The 14222-nt window shown below is 66.8% G+C and carries 15 protein-coding genes; 5 read left to right on the forward strand and 10 right to left on the reverse strand.

Going from position 1 to position 14222, the window contains the following annotated elements:
- Window positions 1-104 precede the first annotated feature (104 nt).
- Entirely contained in the window at window positions 105-554 is a 450-nt protein-coding gene (locus ACWFRB_RS03970; protein WP_452638989.1) for an STAS domain-containing protein, read from the forward strand.
- 192 nt (window positions 555-746) lie between these two features.
- On the opposite strand, the gene ACWFRB_RS03975 is transcribed toward ACWFRB_RS03970, so the two are convergent.
- The 4 genes from ACWFRB_RS03975 to mbp1 form a co-directional block, all read right to left on the reverse strand.
- On the reverse strand, window positions 747-1367 hold the full coding sequence (locus ACWFRB_RS03975; protein ID WP_452639029.1) for a PAS and ANTAR domain-containing protein: 621 nt from the start codon (window positions 1365-1367) through the stop codon (window positions 747-749).
- Between the two features lie 237 nt (window positions 1368-1604).
- On the reverse strand, window positions 1605-3968 hold the full coding sequence (locus ACWFRB_RS03980; RefSeq protein ID WP_452638991.1) for an ATP-binding protein: 2364 nt from the start codon (window positions 3966-3968) through the stop codon (window positions 1605-1607).
- A gap of 161 nt (window positions 3969-4129) precedes the next feature.
- Window positions 4130-5227: a tyrosine-type recombinase/integrase gene (locus tag ACWFRB_RS03985; RefSeq protein WP_452638992.1), complete on the reverse strand. Its 1098-nt coding sequence runs from the start codon at window positions 5225-5227 to the stop codon at window positions 4130-4132.
- A gap of 500 nt (window positions 5228-5727) precedes the next feature.
- A complete protein-coding gene (gene mbp1, locus ACWFRB_RS03990) occupies window positions 5728-5967 on the reverse strand; it encodes a microaggregate-binding protein 1 (RefSeq protein ID WP_452638994.1) in 240 nt (79 codons plus the stop codon).
- Window positions 5968-6339: 372 nt separating this feature from the next.
- Here mbp1 and ACWFRB_RS03995 point away from each other — a divergent pair, with 372 nt between their 5' ends.
- On the forward strand, window positions 6340-6747 hold the full coding sequence (locus tag ACWFRB_RS03995) for an STAS domain-containing protein (protein WP_452638996.1): 408 nt from the start codon (window positions 6340-6342) through the stop codon (window positions 6745-6747).
- 118 nt (window positions 6748-6865) lie between these two features.
- On the opposite strand, the gene ACWFRB_RS04000 is transcribed toward ACWFRB_RS03995, so the two are convergent.
- Window positions 6866-7513 (reverse strand): PAS and ANTAR domain-containing protein, encoded by a 648-nt coding sequence (locus ACWFRB_RS04000; RefSeq protein WP_452638997.1) that lies wholly within the window; start codon window positions 7511-7513, stop codon window positions 6866-6868.
- A gap of 381 nt (window positions 7514-7894) precedes the next feature.
- On the opposite strand from ACWFRB_RS04000, the gene ACWFRB_RS04005 reads away from it, so the two are divergent.
- Entirely contained in the window at window positions 7895-8050 is a 156-nt protein-coding gene (locus tag ACWFRB_RS04005; protein ID WP_452639030.1) for a DUF6131 family protein, read from the forward strand.
- 29 nt (window positions 8051-8079) lie between these two features.
- Here the strand turns inward: ACWFRB_RS04005 and ACWFRB_RS04010 are convergent, their stop codons facing one another.
- From ACWFRB_RS04010 to ACWFRB_RS04030, 5 genes are all read right to left on the reverse strand, one after another.
- The gene (locus tag ACWFRB_RS04010) at window positions 8080-8562 is read right to left on the reverse strand and encodes an ATP-binding protein (RefSeq protein ID WP_452638998.1); all 483 of its coding nucleotides are present in this window, start codon (window positions 8560-8562) and stop codon (window positions 8080-8082) included.
- A 195-nt stretch (window positions 8563-8757) separates the two neighbouring features.
- On the reverse strand, window positions 8758-9264 hold the full coding sequence (locus ACWFRB_RS04015; protein ID WP_452639000.1) for a DUF2231 domain-containing protein: 507 nt from the start codon (window positions 9262-9264) through the stop codon (window positions 8758-8760).
- An 18-nt stretch (window positions 9265-9282) separates the two neighbouring features.
- Window positions 9283-9756 carry a DUF4383 domain-containing protein gene (locus tag ACWFRB_RS04020; protein WP_452639001.1) on the reverse strand — a complete coding sequence of 158 codons (474 nt, stop codon included), beginning with the start codon at window positions 9754-9756 and terminating at the stop codon, window positions 9283-9285.
- A 77-nt stretch (window positions 9757-9833) separates the two neighbouring features.
- Window positions 9834-9971, reverse strand: a complete 138-nt coding sequence (locus tag ACWFRB_RS04025; protein ID WP_452639002.1) for a hypothetical protein — start codon at window positions 9969-9971, stop codon at window positions 9834-9836.
- A gap of 177 nt (window positions 9972-10148) precedes the next feature.
- Entirely contained in the window at window positions 10149-10622 is a 474-nt protein-coding gene (locus ACWFRB_RS04030; RefSeq protein ID WP_452639003.1) for a DUF4383 domain-containing protein, read from the reverse strand.
- A 441-nt stretch (window positions 10623-11063) separates the two neighbouring features.
- On the opposite strand from ACWFRB_RS04030, the gene ACWFRB_RS04035 reads away from it, so the two are divergent.
- Both ACWFRB_RS04035 and ACWFRB_RS04040 read left to right on the forward strand, forming a co-directional pair.
- Window positions 11064-11897 (forward strand): alpha/beta fold hydrolase, encoded by an 834-nt coding sequence (locus ACWFRB_RS04035; protein ID WP_452639005.1) that lies wholly within the window; start codon window positions 11064-11066, stop codon window positions 11895-11897.
- A 433-nt stretch (window positions 11898-12330) separates the two neighbouring features.
- Complete coding sequence (locus tag ACWFRB_RS04040) at window positions 12331-12996, forward strand: hypothetical protein (protein ID WP_452639007.1); 666 nt, start codon at window positions 12331-12333, stop codon at window positions 12994-12996.
- The last annotated feature ends 1226 nt before the right edge of the window (window positions 12997-14222 follow it).

Raw genomic sequence — 14222 nt, forward strand, 5'->3', positions numbered from 1 at the left:
TCGAGCGGATTGTCGCAGCTCCCGAAGACTCGGTTTCACCTGTTGATCGTTCGGCCACCACCGCTTTCTTTACGCAAGTCAACTGCGATAGCGAGGCGGGTGTCATGCCTGGACTTCACCGATTCGAAGTGCCGAACCGAAGTGCGAACACGTCGGGAACCCCGAACAGTGGATGTTCACCAGAACCTTCGCCACGCGTGGTGACGCTGAGCGGCGACGTCGATGCCGCGACGCTGCGAACAGTGAATGAGCAGCTCGGGGCCGGGATCGACACGGCCGAGCACGTGCTCGTTGTGGACCTCTCGGAGGTCACCTTTCTCAGCATCAGAGGAGCGGAGGCACTCGCGGCCGCGCAGTGGCGAGCCGACGCAGACAGGGTCGAGTTCTACGTGGTCACCGGTTCGGCTGCCGTCGACCGCACCCTCCGGGTTACCGAGCTGGGCAACCGATTCCGGCGCTTCCCCTCGATCGAGAATGCGCTCGCGCAGATCCATCACGATCGATCGCTGACCACGGTTCGAGCCCCGATCAACGGGTGGCGGGCGGTCAGCTGAAGGGCCGCTACCTGCCGCGGCGGGGCAGGAAACTGGCGTCACCGAAGACGACGTGCGTGCGGTGTTCGGCTGCGGAACCGGCGGCTCGGCTTCTGAACCGCCGATCCCTCGGCACCTACGGCCGCCCGGGAGGCCGCGGGGCCTACCAACTGGATGCCCGGGCACTCGGTGATCAAACCGCGGAGCCGGCATTCACCCGATCGGACGCTGCCCTTCGGTGCGCGTCGCCGTCGTCAAGAGGATGTGGTTGAACTCGTCGCGGAAGCCCTGCGGCGCGTCGAGCTTGGAGATGTCATTGAGCAATTGCCGTGCCACGTCGCGCAACTTGACGTTCGTCTCCTGTGAGCGCCAGGTCAGCACCTCGAAGGCGCGCTCGGCCGATATCCCGTAGGCGAGCATCAGCGCGCCTTTCGCCTGCTCGATCGCACCCCGCGACGATGCGATCTCCGCGATCGCGTCGTCGACGGATTCCTGGATGTCGGATTCGAACGCGTCCGTGACGTCGATGTAGAAACCGAACGTCCCGATCGCGGTGCCGTCCTCATCGAGGAGTCGATCGCCCACCACGACCACGTGGTGGGTTTCGCCTTTCGTGTCGATGATGCGGTGCCTGCTGCTGAAGGGTGCCCCGTGTGCCCGGACGTTGTCGAGGATGGCGGCGACGTGTGATTTGTCGTCGGGATGCTTGTGGGAGAGCATCAGTTCGGTGGTCGGCACGACCGAGCCGGGCTCGTAACCGTGCATTCTGGCCACCGCTGCCGACCACTCCCACGCGTCCTCCGCGACGTGAAATCGAAAGCTCCCGACGAGCATGGCCGTCTCCCCACCGACGGGCTCGAACTCCGGCTGCGCCTCGGGCGCGACATCGCTCACCTATCGAGTATGGACCCCATCGCGGGCGGAGGCGCCGCATCGCCGGTCGCGACCACGTCGACCAGGGCCTTACAGAAGGCCGGTAGGTCATCCGGGCTACGGCCCGACACGAGGTTGCGGTCGACCACGACCTCGCGGGCAGGTTCGTCGTCGAGTGAGACCAGGTCTTATGCCTGATCAGAGCTGTCGATCCGTCTGGTTCTCGACAATCCAGGCCGCGATCTGTGTCCGTGAGGTGAACCCGAGCTTGGACAGCACGTGTTCGACGTGGCCCTGGGCGGTACGGGGGGAGATCACCAACATCGAGGCGATCATCTTGTTCGAATGGCCCGCTGCGACCAGGCGTGCCACCTCGGTTTCGCGTGGGGTCAACAGCGACGCCACCGGTGCGGTCCGGGGCTGGTCGGTGGGGTCGTCCCCGAGTGCGTAGGCGACGGATTCGTCGAGGTTCATGGCGGTGCCGGTGCGAAATGCTTCGCCGTAGGCGCGGGTCCCGAGTGCGTCGCGGGTGAGTTGCTCGCATTCGTCGTGGTTGCCGACCAGGTACACGAGGGTCACCGTGACGCTTCCTACCGTCTGCGCGATCGTCTGTGCGGCACCCATCAGGACCGCGGCACGCGTCGGCTGGTGCTCGCGTATCGCGATCCAGGCCAACGACTCCAGGCACCAGCCTGTCATGACCAGGTCCTTGAGCTGCCGGAGGAGCCGCAACGCCTGCACCGTCAGGGTTGCCGACCGATTGATCTCTCCCGCCTGTAGCAGCGACTGTCCGAGAGCCCATGACGAGTACGCACGGAAGAAGGACTCACCTCGCGGAGTGGTGATCGCAAGCACCCGCTCCTGGCAGTCGGCGGCCGCCTTCTCGTCTCCGGAAAGTCCACTCGCCGCTGCCAGACCGAGCAGGCCGCCCAGCAGTCGTGTGATCTCATACCCGAATCGGCTCGGGTCGTTCCAGGGCGACCGTTCGTTTGCGCTGGCGAGCGCGGCCTCGAACGATTCGACCGCACTGGCGAGGTCGCCGGTGAACAGTGCCCGGTAGCCGCTCGCGTAACCCGCGGTCTCGAGCGACTCCGCGTCTCCCAGCTGTTCCGCGAGCGCGCGGCATTGATCCGCTCGCGTCGCGGCCTGGTCGAGTTGTCCCTGCATGCCCGCCGACACGCAGTCGCCGTACAACATCTCCACTCGTTCCTCGACCTGCATGGCGTCGGAGCCCGTCAGGGAGCGGCCCATCCAGTATCGGGCCTCCGCCAACAGGCCCCGGCACGTCCAGAACATGAACATGGCATTGGTGATCCGCGCATTGACATCTGGATCGGTTGCGACGACTTCCTCGGTCAGGCTGAACGCCAGCGCGTCCCGCAGGTTCGGCTGTTCCCGATCGAGCCGGGCGATCCAGCTCATCTGCTCGGGCCCGATCCATTCGGACTCGGCCGACTCCACCAGCCGTTCGTACCACGCGAGGTGCCGCCGCTGTGCCCTGGGGAGGTCGCCGGATTCGCGCAACCTCTCCCTGCCGTATGCACGGATCGTCTCGACCATGCCCAGGCGCACGGCGTCCCCGACCTGTTCACGGACCACGATCGACTTGTCGACGAGCGAGGTCACCGCGTCCACGAAATCGTGGGTGACCAGTTCCTCGGGGCAGATGCCCTCGGCCGCGTCCAGCTCGAAACCGCCTACGAACACCGACAGCCAGGCCCACAGCTGCTGCTCACGGGGCTCGCACAGCTCGTAGCTCCAGTCCACGCAGGACCGCAACGTCTGTTGTCGGGACGGTGCCACGCGGGATCCGACGGTCAGCAGCCGGTAGCTGTCGGTCAGGCGCTGCAGGGTCTGCTCGGCCGACATCGCGCGGATCCGCACCGCGGCCAGCTCGATGGCCAACGGCAGCCCGTCCAGCCTGCCGCAGATTGCCGCTACCGCAGCGCAATTGGCCTCGGTGAGCGCGAAATCAGGCAGAGCGTCGGTGGCCCGTGCGACGAAAAGCGCCACCGACTCGTACTGGGGCATCGCCTCGAGTTTCGGGGTTTGCTGTGGGTCCGGCGCCGTCAATGGCGGCACCTTCAGCACCCGCTCGCCGTCCACCCCGAGGAGCTCTCGACTCGTGACCAGAATTCGCAGCTCCGGGCACTCTCGCAACAGTTTCTGCGCCAAATCCGCGACGGCACCCAAGAGGTGCTCGCAGTTGTCCAGGACCAACAATGTGTGCCGGGTGGAGAGGTGATCGGCCAGCAGGCGGGCCAACGACAGGCCCGGCTGGTCCGGCAGCCCGAGCGCGCCGGCGACGGTCTCCACCAACAAGTCGGAATCCTGCAGGTCACCGAGCGCGACGAACCACACCCCGTCCGCGAAAGTTCGACTCGAATCTTCGGCGACGCGCAACGCCAGCCTGGTCTTACCGACCCCACCGATGCCGGCCAAGGTCACCAATCGCGAGGTCGCCAGCAAGCGCCTCGCCTCGGCGATCTCGTGGCGCCTGCCGATGAAACTGGTCAGTTCCGCCGGCAGGTTTCCTGGCTTGTCCTTCACGGAGGTCGTCATCGAACGTCATCTCGTCTCACGGTGTGCTGTGATCGACGTTATCCCCAGGAGGCGTGAGACGAAATCGTGGTGGCCATATCGTTGCGTCCATCTGTCCACCCGTTCTGCTCATGCTCGACCCACCGAACGGATGCCTCGGAAATGCATCGAGTTCTCGGGTGTCACCCGGTCGCGTCGGTGCGGGGGAGGGGCGTGCCCCTCGACACCAGTTGGTAGGCCGGGTTCAGGGCCGCGGCATCCCGGACCGAGGCGCCCGCGCCCGCGGTGTACCGCTGCGTGGTGTTCATCGACTCGTGCCCGAGCATCCGCATCAGCGTGTAGATGCTGACGTTCTGGTCGGCCATGGCGGTGGCAAATGTGTGCCGAAGCTGGTGCACGAGGGCGCCCTTCGCGCGGTCGCCGTTGATCCCCGCGCGGCGATAGGCGCGTTCGACGCGATACTGCAGCGTCCCGCGGGTGATCCGCCGCCCGTCGCCACCGACGAACATCGGGTCGGCGGCGCCGAATCGTTCCCATGGGGAGACCTCGGCCCGTGGCCTGCGTCGCGCGGTGTCGGGGAACCGCTCAGAGCGGTTGACGAGGTAGTCACCGAGCACGTCGACGACGGCCGGCTCGACCGTGACCACCCGCTCCTTGTTGCCCTTGCCGTGCACATGGATCACCTTGGCGTAGCCGGCCCCGTCGTCGACCGCGTCGCGCAGGTCCCCGAGATCGACCGCGATGAGTTCGGCCGAACGCATGCCGGTCAGCAGCCCGGTGAGAATGAGCGCGAGATCGCGTTCCGGCCAGGCGCGTGCGCCGCTGTCGTCCGACGACTGCAGGGTTGCGACCAGCCGTTCGACCGAGTCGGCGCGAAACGCCTTCGGCAGCGTCTTGGGTGCCTTCGGGCGGAGCACGGCAGACATCGGGTTGGCGACGATGGCGTCGACGGAGAACAGGAAGTCGCACAGCATGTTCCAGGTGGACCAGCAACGCCTGATCGACGCCGCCTGGTGGGTCCGCGCGTAGTCGGCGAAGGCCGCACGCACGGTCGTCTTGTCGAGGGCGTCGAGGGTGAGCTCCACGGCGGTCACCCCGCGGGCTCGCGCGAGGGCATCGGCGATGAGGGTGTAGTCCTGGCGGTACGCCTTGAGCGTGTTCGGTGAGGGCTTGGCGGTGCTGCGGTGAACGAGGAACTCTTCGAACCAGGGGGAGAGCCGCCCTTGCTCCCTGTCGCCCGCCTGGGGAGTTTCGTCGTCGGGTTCTTGCGCCGTCACCATGAGCGGGCACGCTAGCGGGAGGCACCGACACGGAGGGGAGTGGGTTCCGTCGTCTGGGCCCTCCACCGCGGGGGTCGGAGGGTCGGCAACGGCGCCATGCGGAGTCACCGGTGCCGCCGAAGGTCGCCTGACACAGATAATGTCATAACGCTTGGCGTATCGGCATCGAGCACGACGCAGTGGTCGTTCGCCGATGACGGGCGGAGTCACCAGCCACTTGCGTCCCGAAACCAGGACGAAGGGCCAGGACAACCTGCACGCGCGCGGGCGAATCGGTGATCGACACCCGGAACTGGATCGGGTATGCGGTTGCCGCGGTTGGCCTCGTGGTGACGGCGCTGTGCCTGGTCGCCGCCGGCCACGGCTACGAGGGCTGGGCCTGGCTCAGCGGGGTGGTCGGGCCGGGTGCTGCAGCCTCAGGCACACGTCGCGGTCGCGGTCACTTCCGTGACCGCGACCGCGATACCAGACCGGGAGCGGTCTGTCGGGCTGGGTTCGGTTCAATCCTGATGGGCGCGTTGGCGCTGTTCCTGCGCCTCCGCCTTGGCCCGCGCCTTCTCGGCGGCGGCCTCCTTGCCTGCTGCCTCACGCTGCGCGTCGGCCTTGTCCTGCTGTGCTTGACCCTCCCGGGTCAGATCGTCGTTGCCGGTGACGGCGCCTACCGCCTCCTTCGCCTTTCCCTTGATGCCCTCGACGGCGCCCTTGACGCCCTCGGCGGGACCAGACTTGTTCTCTGCCACTACTGCACCTCCTGTTTCGGTTGTCATGCAGGCGTTGGCTACCCGCCTGTCGCGGAATCAAACCGTTGGGGCATGTGACTCACGACGGGTTTGCACAAATGTGCGGCGTCCTATCGGGCACCCCGGTGCGGCCGCCGCGTTGTTCGAGTCGTAGGCGGATGGTGCAGAGCTCGAGTGAGAATGCCCAGCTTGGCGCCCATTTACGGGCGTTGAGCGGTATACAGCCGAGCCCCTTTGTGATAGGAAGGAGGTGGTTGAGATGACAGCCGATGGTTCATACCCATCCTGGGTTCACTGAGTTTCCGCTTCCCCATTTGATCAGGAGCGGACGTCGGCGCGAACCGATCCCTTTCCCCGTCGGGAGGTTCAGTCATGGTCGCAACCGCGTCACTCGAGCGCCGTCACCTGGGGTCAGGCCTCGGGCAGCCGTGCTATCGGGAGTCGGAGGAGACCCGCGTCGTCAGCTGTCATACCGCCGTCGTGATGGTGGTGGGCGATCTCGATGCTGCGTTACTTCCCGAGTTCCAGCTGCTGCTCGACCGCGCGCTCGCCATCAGCTATCACTCGGTGGTGATCGACCTGTCGCTGGTTGCCTTCCTCAGCCTGGAGGCGGCTTCGGCGCTGGGCCCCGCGCAGGAGCGGGCATCGGGCAATCGTCTCGAACTCAGCGTTGTTGCTGGTTCGCGTGCGGTCGAACGGGCCCTCGAGATCACTGGAATGGATGCCCTGGTCCGCACCGACACTGTGGATACTCCCGCGCCGCTGGCGCTTCCGAGCTGACCAGGCCGCGCCCAGCCGGGCACATGGGTCTCCGCGCTCGCCCGGGTGTGGTCGTGGAGTTGGAGTGGCGCCCCGAGCGAATCTGATCACCGGCACCGCGACGCGTGATGCGCCAGGGTCATTGCGTACCTCTGGAGAGCAAGATGTGGTCGAACTGGCTGCGCACGTTGTTGGGAAGGTCCAAAGCGGTGGGCAGTGCGCTGACGAGTTGTTCGGCGATGACCCGGAGCTTGACGTTCGACTCTTGCGAGCACCAGGTGAGCACCTCGAAGGCGCGGTCGGCGTCGACGCCGTAAATCACCATCAAGGCGCCCTTGGCCTGTTCGATGACGGCACGGGACTCGACGAGTTCGGGCAATCGTTCGGCAATGGTTTGGTCGATGTCGCGGTGGACGGAGTTGGTGACATCGACGTAGAAGCCGGAAGTGCCGATCACCCTCCCATGGGCGATGATGCGCTGACCGATGACAACGACATGGCGGACGTTGCCGATGGTGTCGATGATTCGGTGCCTGCTGCTGAACGGCTCGCCGTCTTGGAGCACCCGACGCAGTAGGTCGGCGACACCGTCGCGGTCCTCGGGATGCTTGTGCTCGAGCAGCAGCTCGGTCGTGGGGATGACCTCGCCGGGTTTGTAACCGTGCATGCGGGCGACGGCGTCCGACCACTCCCACCGTTCGCCGTTGAAGTAGAAGCGAAAACTCCCGACTCGTTCGAGCCGGCCCGACATGAGAACCTCACGGTAGTCGTCGCCAGCCGTCGTCACCCTTCAAGTCTGGCACCGATCCCGGAACGTATCCAGTGGGGGTACGAAGGGGTCGGTACCGAGGGTTTTTGCCGTTCAGAGGGTCTTGATCAGCGACAGCGGAGGTCTCCGGCGGCCGCGCAGCGGGTGGTGCAAGTCGCCGGTGGGGGAGGGCGACCCAGGACCACATCGCGCTCTCTCGCGAGCCGGGTGGGCGGTTGGTTTGAGAGGGCTTCCCGGGGGAACCCAGAGCCAATGAGAGGACTGCCGGTGCTGACCGGCAGAGAACATCTACAACCTGGTCGCGCTGGCTTGTCCCTCACGGGCCGCCAGCGCCTGCTTCGATATCGATGATGTGCGGGAACTGAACTCGCGCGTCGAACTCTACGGATGGTGTTCGCCATGATTGTGCTCGGATTGATTCTCTTGCTCATCGGATTCCTCGCCGGCATCTCGATCTTGTGGACGATCGGAATCGTCCTGATCGTGGTCGGTGTGATCCTCTGGATCCTGGGCGCGAGCGGTCGCGCAGTTGGTGGGCGGAAATACTGGTATTGATCCGGGACTGATAGGCACTGAGTGCCCACTCACGCGGGTGGCCCACCGGCACGCATGGCGAATTCGACCATGAGCAGGTGACCCGGTGCAGCAAGCAGGTGGTCCTGATCCGGCTCCACGGCAGGTTCGCGCCGCATCGTGAGATCCTCGGTGAGCGATCGTAATACGTGCCAGCTGAAGCCCTCCTCCGGCCATTCGGAGACGTCATTCGGATCGACCCGGCCGCTGACACGGAATTGCACCCCTGTGTCTGTCAGTGCGAACCGGCATTCGAGCAGCGTGTCGCGGAGGGTGCGACGGAGCAGGCGTGTGCAGGATTCGTCCACCGCGAGCAGCAGGTCGGCGACCGCATCGATATCGAAGTCGCGCTGTGCGGCGACAGCGCTTGCCACCGCCCGGACCACAGCGAGCTGATCGGGTTCGGCGGGCACCTTGATCTCAATCTGAGTTTTCACGCGCACCGACGCGTTCTCGCGATCCCCGTCGTAGCCGGTATCGGACAGCTGGCTCATGGATCCTCGCGGTTGCGTCTCGGCAGGTCGCCGCGTTCCGTTTCGTGACACTAAAGCTCTGCCTACCCGGACTGGTCCGGTCCCAAACAGTCCTGAATCCGGCACCGGGTGATGGAGGCTGTGAGTGTGAAGCCGTGACGGCCAGGATGAGATCGCGCTCGGCGCCGAGAGCGCCGGAGACGAAGCCGATCGTGGTCATGCCCGCCGGGCCGACCCGAACGCGATGTGACCCCCGAGGGCACCGCTGGCCGCGGCGGCCGCAAGCCCCGCCCAGCTCCACGCCTCGGCGCGCAGGCTCGGTGCGTGTCTGCGAAGTCGGAAGGAGACGAGCATCGCGGAGGCCGCCGCCGTGTTACCGACCGCGTGAACCAAGCCGGCACGACGGTCGGGATCGTCCCGCACCGCCCAATCCGCCCATCCCGTCGCGACCGCGAGTGGCGCGCCGGCCAACCCCAGGCCGATGAGGCGCCGCGCCGCGCGGTGGTCACGCAGCACGGTCTCGAGGACCACTGCCGCCGTCCAGGCGCCGACGGGGACGGTGACCGCCATCGGATGGACGGGATGGCCCAGCCAGGACCCGCGCAAGACTCCGGCCGCGGCACCGTTGTCGAGGATCCCATTCACCCGCTGCTGGAGGGGCACGCTGATCCGATCGAGCGCGTCGACCGACTCGGGTACGCCGAGGAGTTCACGAACCTTCATGACAGGCCGCCGTTTCGCTCAGGTGTGCCGTGGATGGATCGCCGTGTGCGCCGTGCTTCCCACCCGTCCTAGCACCAGGCCCACTGCGACCATCGCCGCGCCGAGCCCGAGGTGCAGCCAGTTGTCCGCGGTGTTGACCGGAATGAAGTTGGCCGTGCTGTGCTGGTCGACCACCAGGCCGTAGATCCACAGCACGAGGTAGATGATGCCGCCTCCGACGAGGAACAGCCGCGCCGCGGCGGCCGTGCGCGCCATCGCGATACCGGCGACGCCGAAGAGGAGATGCACGACGTTGTGCAGGACCGAGACGGTGAACGTGCCGAACAGGGCCGCTCCGGACTCGTGTCCGGCGAACTCGAGTTCGTCATAGTTCGTCGTGATGCCCGGGACGAATCCGAGGATCCCGACGGCGAGGAACACCAGTCCGACCACGAGCGCCGCGACCTGGATCGGGGTTCGGGTGGCGGTGGGCTCTTGTGGTTGTGATTGCATCGGTACGCCTCCTGCCTTTCGATGCCGACGTCGAAGCGGTACCCGCGGATCACGACCGGCAAACGGTGCGGCGAAACTCACTCGCGGTGTACCTCCGCGGGGGCCTTGTCCGGGCGCATCCCGCGCAGGATCGGGTGCAGGCGGTGCGAGCCCGTCACCGAGCACGACGAGGAGAAGCACGATCGGGTGTTTGCCTCGGCGGTGGCGCTGCGCATGCTCGGTCAGGGTGCGCTTCGAATCGGTGGTGAGGAGTACGCGGAGGACGGCGGGACCAGGGGAGTGGCCACCCTGCTCCGCGATCATGTGGTGGTGCCCGCAAGTCCTACGTCGATTCCAGCGAGCCGCGATGAGGCCGCTTTCGTGGCGACCGATGGCCAGGCTCGGTGCCGCGGTCACTCGATCGGTGAATGCGGGCGATGCGGATCGGTTGCCGCGGTGGTGCCGAGTCGCGGAGTCGCGAAGAAGACGACGAGCATCGCGACGCCCAGCCCGAGGTGCAGCCAGTCGTCGGCCGGGTTGGTTGGCAGGAAGTCTGCTCCGGACCCGTCGTCGACGATCAGGCCGTAGATCCACAACACCACGTAGCCGATACCGCCGAGCACCAGGAACAGCGCCGATGCGGCCACCGAACGCGACGCGGCCACGCCGGCAACACCGAACACCAGATGCACGATGTTGTGCAGGATCGACACCTCGAACATGCCGAACAGCAGGGCGTGCGAATCGTGTGCCACGGCCAGCGCGTCGTAGCCGGTGGTCAAGCCCGGAACGAAACCGAGCGCACCGATGATCACGAAGACCAGGCCGATCAGACCGGCCGCCATCTGTACCGGCGCACTGTTGCTCGTGCCTGGAAGTCGCCTCATGGCTGCTCTCCTCGCGTGTTCATCGAGACCATCGCTGCCTCTTCCGCGCACCCCGAGTACCCAACCGCGTGGAGGCACACACCCGATCTCCGTGCGCGGTGGGGCGGCAAGATCGCTCGGTGACGTCGTGGAGGTCCGGCCGTAAGGGGGTGGGGAGAGGTGGGGGCGCCGCGGCAAATGGTTGCCAGTGAGGAGGAGATTCGTGGAGCGCCACGGCCAGGCGTCGGAGTCGGCGGGACACCGGTGGTGATAATGACATAACGCTTGGTCTATCGGCATCAGGAGCCCGGCAGCGGTCGCCGACACCGACACCTCACCTTCAGTGCTGCTCCCGTCCGAACAACCCGGAAAGGGGAGGGGCGTCGCGCCAGGCCGGGGTGACGCGAGGGCCTTAGGCTCGTTTGCAACGTTCTGTTCGGATGTCCAGGCAGGGGAGTTGCGATGGAGACGGTCGAACTATCGGTGGGGACGATCGAGTACGAGGACACCGGCGGGTCGGGGCCGGTGATCGTGTTCCTGCACGGGCTGACCATGGACGGGACGCTGTGGCGTCACATCGTCGCCGATTTGCGTGACGAGTATCGGTGCATCCTGCCGACGTGGCCGCTCGGCGGCCACCGGATTCCGATGAAGCCGGACGCGGATCTGTCGCTGTCCTCGCTCGCTGTGCTGATCGGGGAGTTCGTCGAACGGCTCGGGCTGACGCAGGTGACGCTCGCGCAGAATGACTGGGGCGGTGCGCAGGTCCTGATCGCGAACGGCGACACCTCGCGGATCGCCAGGATGATCATCACCGCCAGCGAGGCCTTCGAGAACTATCCGCCGCCGCCTGCTCGACCCATCGCGGTCCTCGCCCGGATCCCGGGAGGGCTGTTCCTGACCATGCAGGCGATGCGCCTGCGCGCGATGCGACGATCGCCGAGAGCGTGGGGAGGGATGAGCAAGCGCGCGGTACCGACCGAGGTGATGGACGGCTGGTTCCGGCCGGCCTCGGAGAACGCGCAGGTACGGCGCGACCTTCAGAAGTACGTGACCTCCGTGCCGAACCGGGACACGCTCCGGGCCTGGGCCGCCGCGTCCGCCGGCTACCAGGGTCCGGTGCTGGTCGTGTGGGGGACCGAGGATCGGGTGATGCCGGTCGAGCACGGCCGCCGCCTGGCTCAGCTCTTTCCCCATGCGGAGCTGGTCGAACTCGCCGACTGCTACACGCTGATCCCCGAGGACAGTCCGCGCGAGTTGATCTCGGCTATCCGCGGGTTCCTATCGTCGCCGTGAGTGGCGCTCAGACGACCCGGTAGGCGACCCGCCGTCGATCGGACGGCCCGACCCGAAGCAAGACGCACCTCGCTGCGCAGCCGCGGGCCGTCGAAGGATCCTCCGGCCGCGCCGAAGAAGGTCCGGTGCCCGAACGGCCCGCCGGCTCGGTACACACGGCGTTTCGACCGAGTCACGCGCTGATTGCGCGTTTCTGACTCGCGAGTTGCTGCCCAGGTGCGCGAATCGTAAGAGCGGCGACACCGGGCGCCACGGGGTGGACACAATCCGTCTCTAGGGTCATTCGCATCTCCACCCCGCTGTCTGTCTTCACCGTCGCAGCAGCTCAGCGTGCCCGTCTGCGTCGACCGACGCGCTACCCATCGGCTGGCTTCGTCCGGCAACGCAGGGATCATCGGTCCCTGCGACAGAACGAGAAGGAATCTCACCGACCATGAAAATGACCAGACTTGCTGCCGTTTCGGCCATGACGATCGCGTCGATGGGAATCATTGCCGGTACCGCCCACGCGGATCCGGCGCCCGCCACGACGGCGGGCGTGGGGTGGAATGTCACCCGCAGCGGTAACCAGGTGATCCTCGATACGGCCGCGGGTTCGCTGGCCAAGGAGAACAACCACCTGATCGTCCGGGACTCGAGCGGTGCCATTGTCGAGTCGGTGCCGCTGGCGCTCGCGGTCGACGGCATCGCGCACCCGGTGACGGCGAAGATCGACGGCCGCACCGCGACATTGACCGCCGACACCAGCCCGGCTGCGGCAACCCCGGTCGCCCTGCCTGTCAAGGACATCGACCTGCCCGCGGCCGTCGCGGGTGTCAAGGACAACATCACCATGACGGGCGCCGTCGGCGGGTTCCTGGGCGCCGCGACCGGTCTGGTCGGCGGCTGCATCCTCGGCGCGGTCGCCGCAGGCGTGGTCTCCGCGCCTGCGGCAATGCTGTTCGGTGCGGGCCCGCTCGCGGGCTGCATCGGTGGTGCGCTGCTGGTCGGAGCAGGCGCCTCGCTGGCGGGCACCGCGATCGGGGGACTGGGCGCCGTGGCCGCCAACGCCCAGCCGTTCATCACGCTGCTGAACGCGCCGCCGGCCGCCAAGAAGTAGCCCACGTCCTGGCGGCGATCGCTGCCGCCGAAGGCCGTCGGGTGGCCGTCCCTCGCAGGGCCACCCGACGGTGGTGGAGGAGGGGTGTCGGGAGGGTGGCACTTGGGGGAGCAGGGGTCTCGAGGCCGCCGCCGGCCGCTGGTCTCGGCGACAGGGGACTCGGGGCGGGCCGGTGGCGAATCCCGCGCACCGGCAGCGTGTTCGGGCAAGCTCCGCCGGAAACGCTCATAGCGCATGTAAACTGTTGTACTTCAACATATTTCATGGATAACAGTGATTATCCATGAAACTCGGTTGCGGTACCGGTGATCGGTGAGCCCGCGCCGCCGGTGGGGGTCTGCGGCATGTTTCGGTCGGCCGCGGCGGTGAAACGTTCCGTTCGGGCGATCCGGATTCATCGGCACCCGGACGGCGATCCGCCGGGACGCCGCCGACCGCACGGCCGCAACGAACCCGTCGCTCCGGCGGAGGTCCTCGCTGGGAGGTGGAGTCGGGGCTCACCTTCGGGTGGCCGTCCCGTTCGATGGGTGGCGGTGTGTGCGGACTCGCGCCGATCCGAGGTCCGTCCGTGTTCGCTGGGGGCGGCCCGGATGCACGCAAGATGACATAATGTCGATTATCGGTTGTATGCCGAACTGCCTGATAACGCAGCCGCCGAGTCGTTCGTCTCGTCCGGCTTTCGCTTGTTGTGGCAATCCGCCGTGAGGCTCTGCGGTGCGCTCGGATGGCACGTCCGCCTGGCCGGTCGGTGGCCTGTCGGCGTCCGCAACGTCTTCATCGTCGGTTCTCGATTTCCCTCGGGTCGCGTGGCCGAGACGTCTCTGCCGGCCGTCTGCTCCGTCCGGTGTGCATGTCCGGGCCTCGGCGGCCCTCCGTGGCCGCGCCCCTACCTCCCGGCTACGCCACCCCAATACGTCACTGTGACGCAATGAGGGTCTGTCGCTGATGCCCTAAGTGGCTCCGCCACTGAGGTATCGAGTGGCCCCGCCACTGGAGCCTCGAGTGGCTCCGCCGCTGTGGCCTTGCGGCTCTGGGTTGAATCGGGAGTCGAACCGGGTTCGTTGCCCGCCGCGTGGCGCCTGTGCGAATCGGTGCACGACCGTCATTCGCTTCCGCTGCCGTTGTGGCGCTTTCGTCGGCGAGCGAATGTCGATACTCCCCCTGGGCGTGCTTTCGATGAGGTGCGGTCGATACCCATAACGTCACAGTGATGAAATGGCGGGTGG

Source organism: Rhodococcus sp. NPDC055112 (assembly GCF_053607505.1).

What these genes read in the sequence shown, in the direction of transcription:
- ACWFRB_RS03970 (WP_452638989.1), top strand. Translation starts at nt 105, where the DNA reads ATGCCTGGACTTCACCGATTCGAAGTGCCGAACCGAAGTGCGAACACG.
- ACWFRB_RS03975 (WP_452639029.1), bottom strand. Translation starts at nt 1,367, where the DNA reads ATGCTCGTCGGGAGCTTTCGATTTCACGTCGCGGAGGACGCGTGGGAG.
- ACWFRB_RS03980 (WP_452638991.1), bottom strand. Translation starts at nt 3,968, where the DNA reads ATGACGACCTCCGTGAAGGACAAGCCAGGAAACCTGCCGGCGGAACTG.
- ACWFRB_RS03985 (WP_452638992.1), bottom strand. Translation starts at nt 5,227, where the DNA reads ATGGTGACGGCGCAAGAACCCGACGACGAAACTCCCCAGGCGGGCGAC.
- ACWFRB_RS03995 (WP_452638996.1), top strand. Translation starts at nt 6,340, where the DNA reads ATGGTCGCAACCGCGTCACTCGAGCGCCGTCACCTGGGGTCAGGCCTC.
- ACWFRB_RS04005 (WP_452639030.1), top strand. Translation starts at nt 7,895, where the DNA reads ATGATTGTGCTCGGATTGATTCTCTTGCTCATCGGATTCCTCGCCGGC.
- ACWFRB_RS04010 (WP_452638998.1), bottom strand. Translation starts at nt 8,562, where the DNA reads ATGAGCCAGCTGTCCGATACCGGCTACGACGGGGATCGCGAGAACGCG.
- ACWFRB_RS04015 (WP_452639000.1), bottom strand. Translation starts at nt 9,264, where the DNA reads ATGAAGGTTCGTGAACTCCTCGGCGTACCCGAGTCGGTCGACGCGCTC.
- ACWFRB_RS04020 (WP_452639001.1), bottom strand. Translation starts at nt 9,756, where the DNA reads ATGCAATCACAACCACAAGAGCCCACCGCCACCCGAACCCCGATCCAG.
- ACWFRB_RS04025 (WP_452639002.1), bottom strand. Translation starts at nt 9,971, where the DNA reads ATGCGCAGCGCCACCGCCGAGGCAAACACCCGATCGTGCTTCTCCTCG.
- ACWFRB_RS04030 (WP_452639003.1), bottom strand. Translation starts at nt 10,622, where the DNA reads ATGAGGCGACTTCCAGGCACGAGCAACAGTGCGCCGGTACAGATGGCG.
- ACWFRB_RS04035 (WP_452639005.1), top strand. Translation starts at nt 11,064, where the DNA reads ATGGAGACGGTCGAACTATCGGTGGGGACGATCGAGTACGAGGACACC.
- ACWFRB_RS04040 (WP_452639007.1), top strand. Translation starts at nt 12,331, where the DNA reads ATGAAAATGACCAGACTTGCTGCCGTTTCGGCCATGACGATCGCGTCG.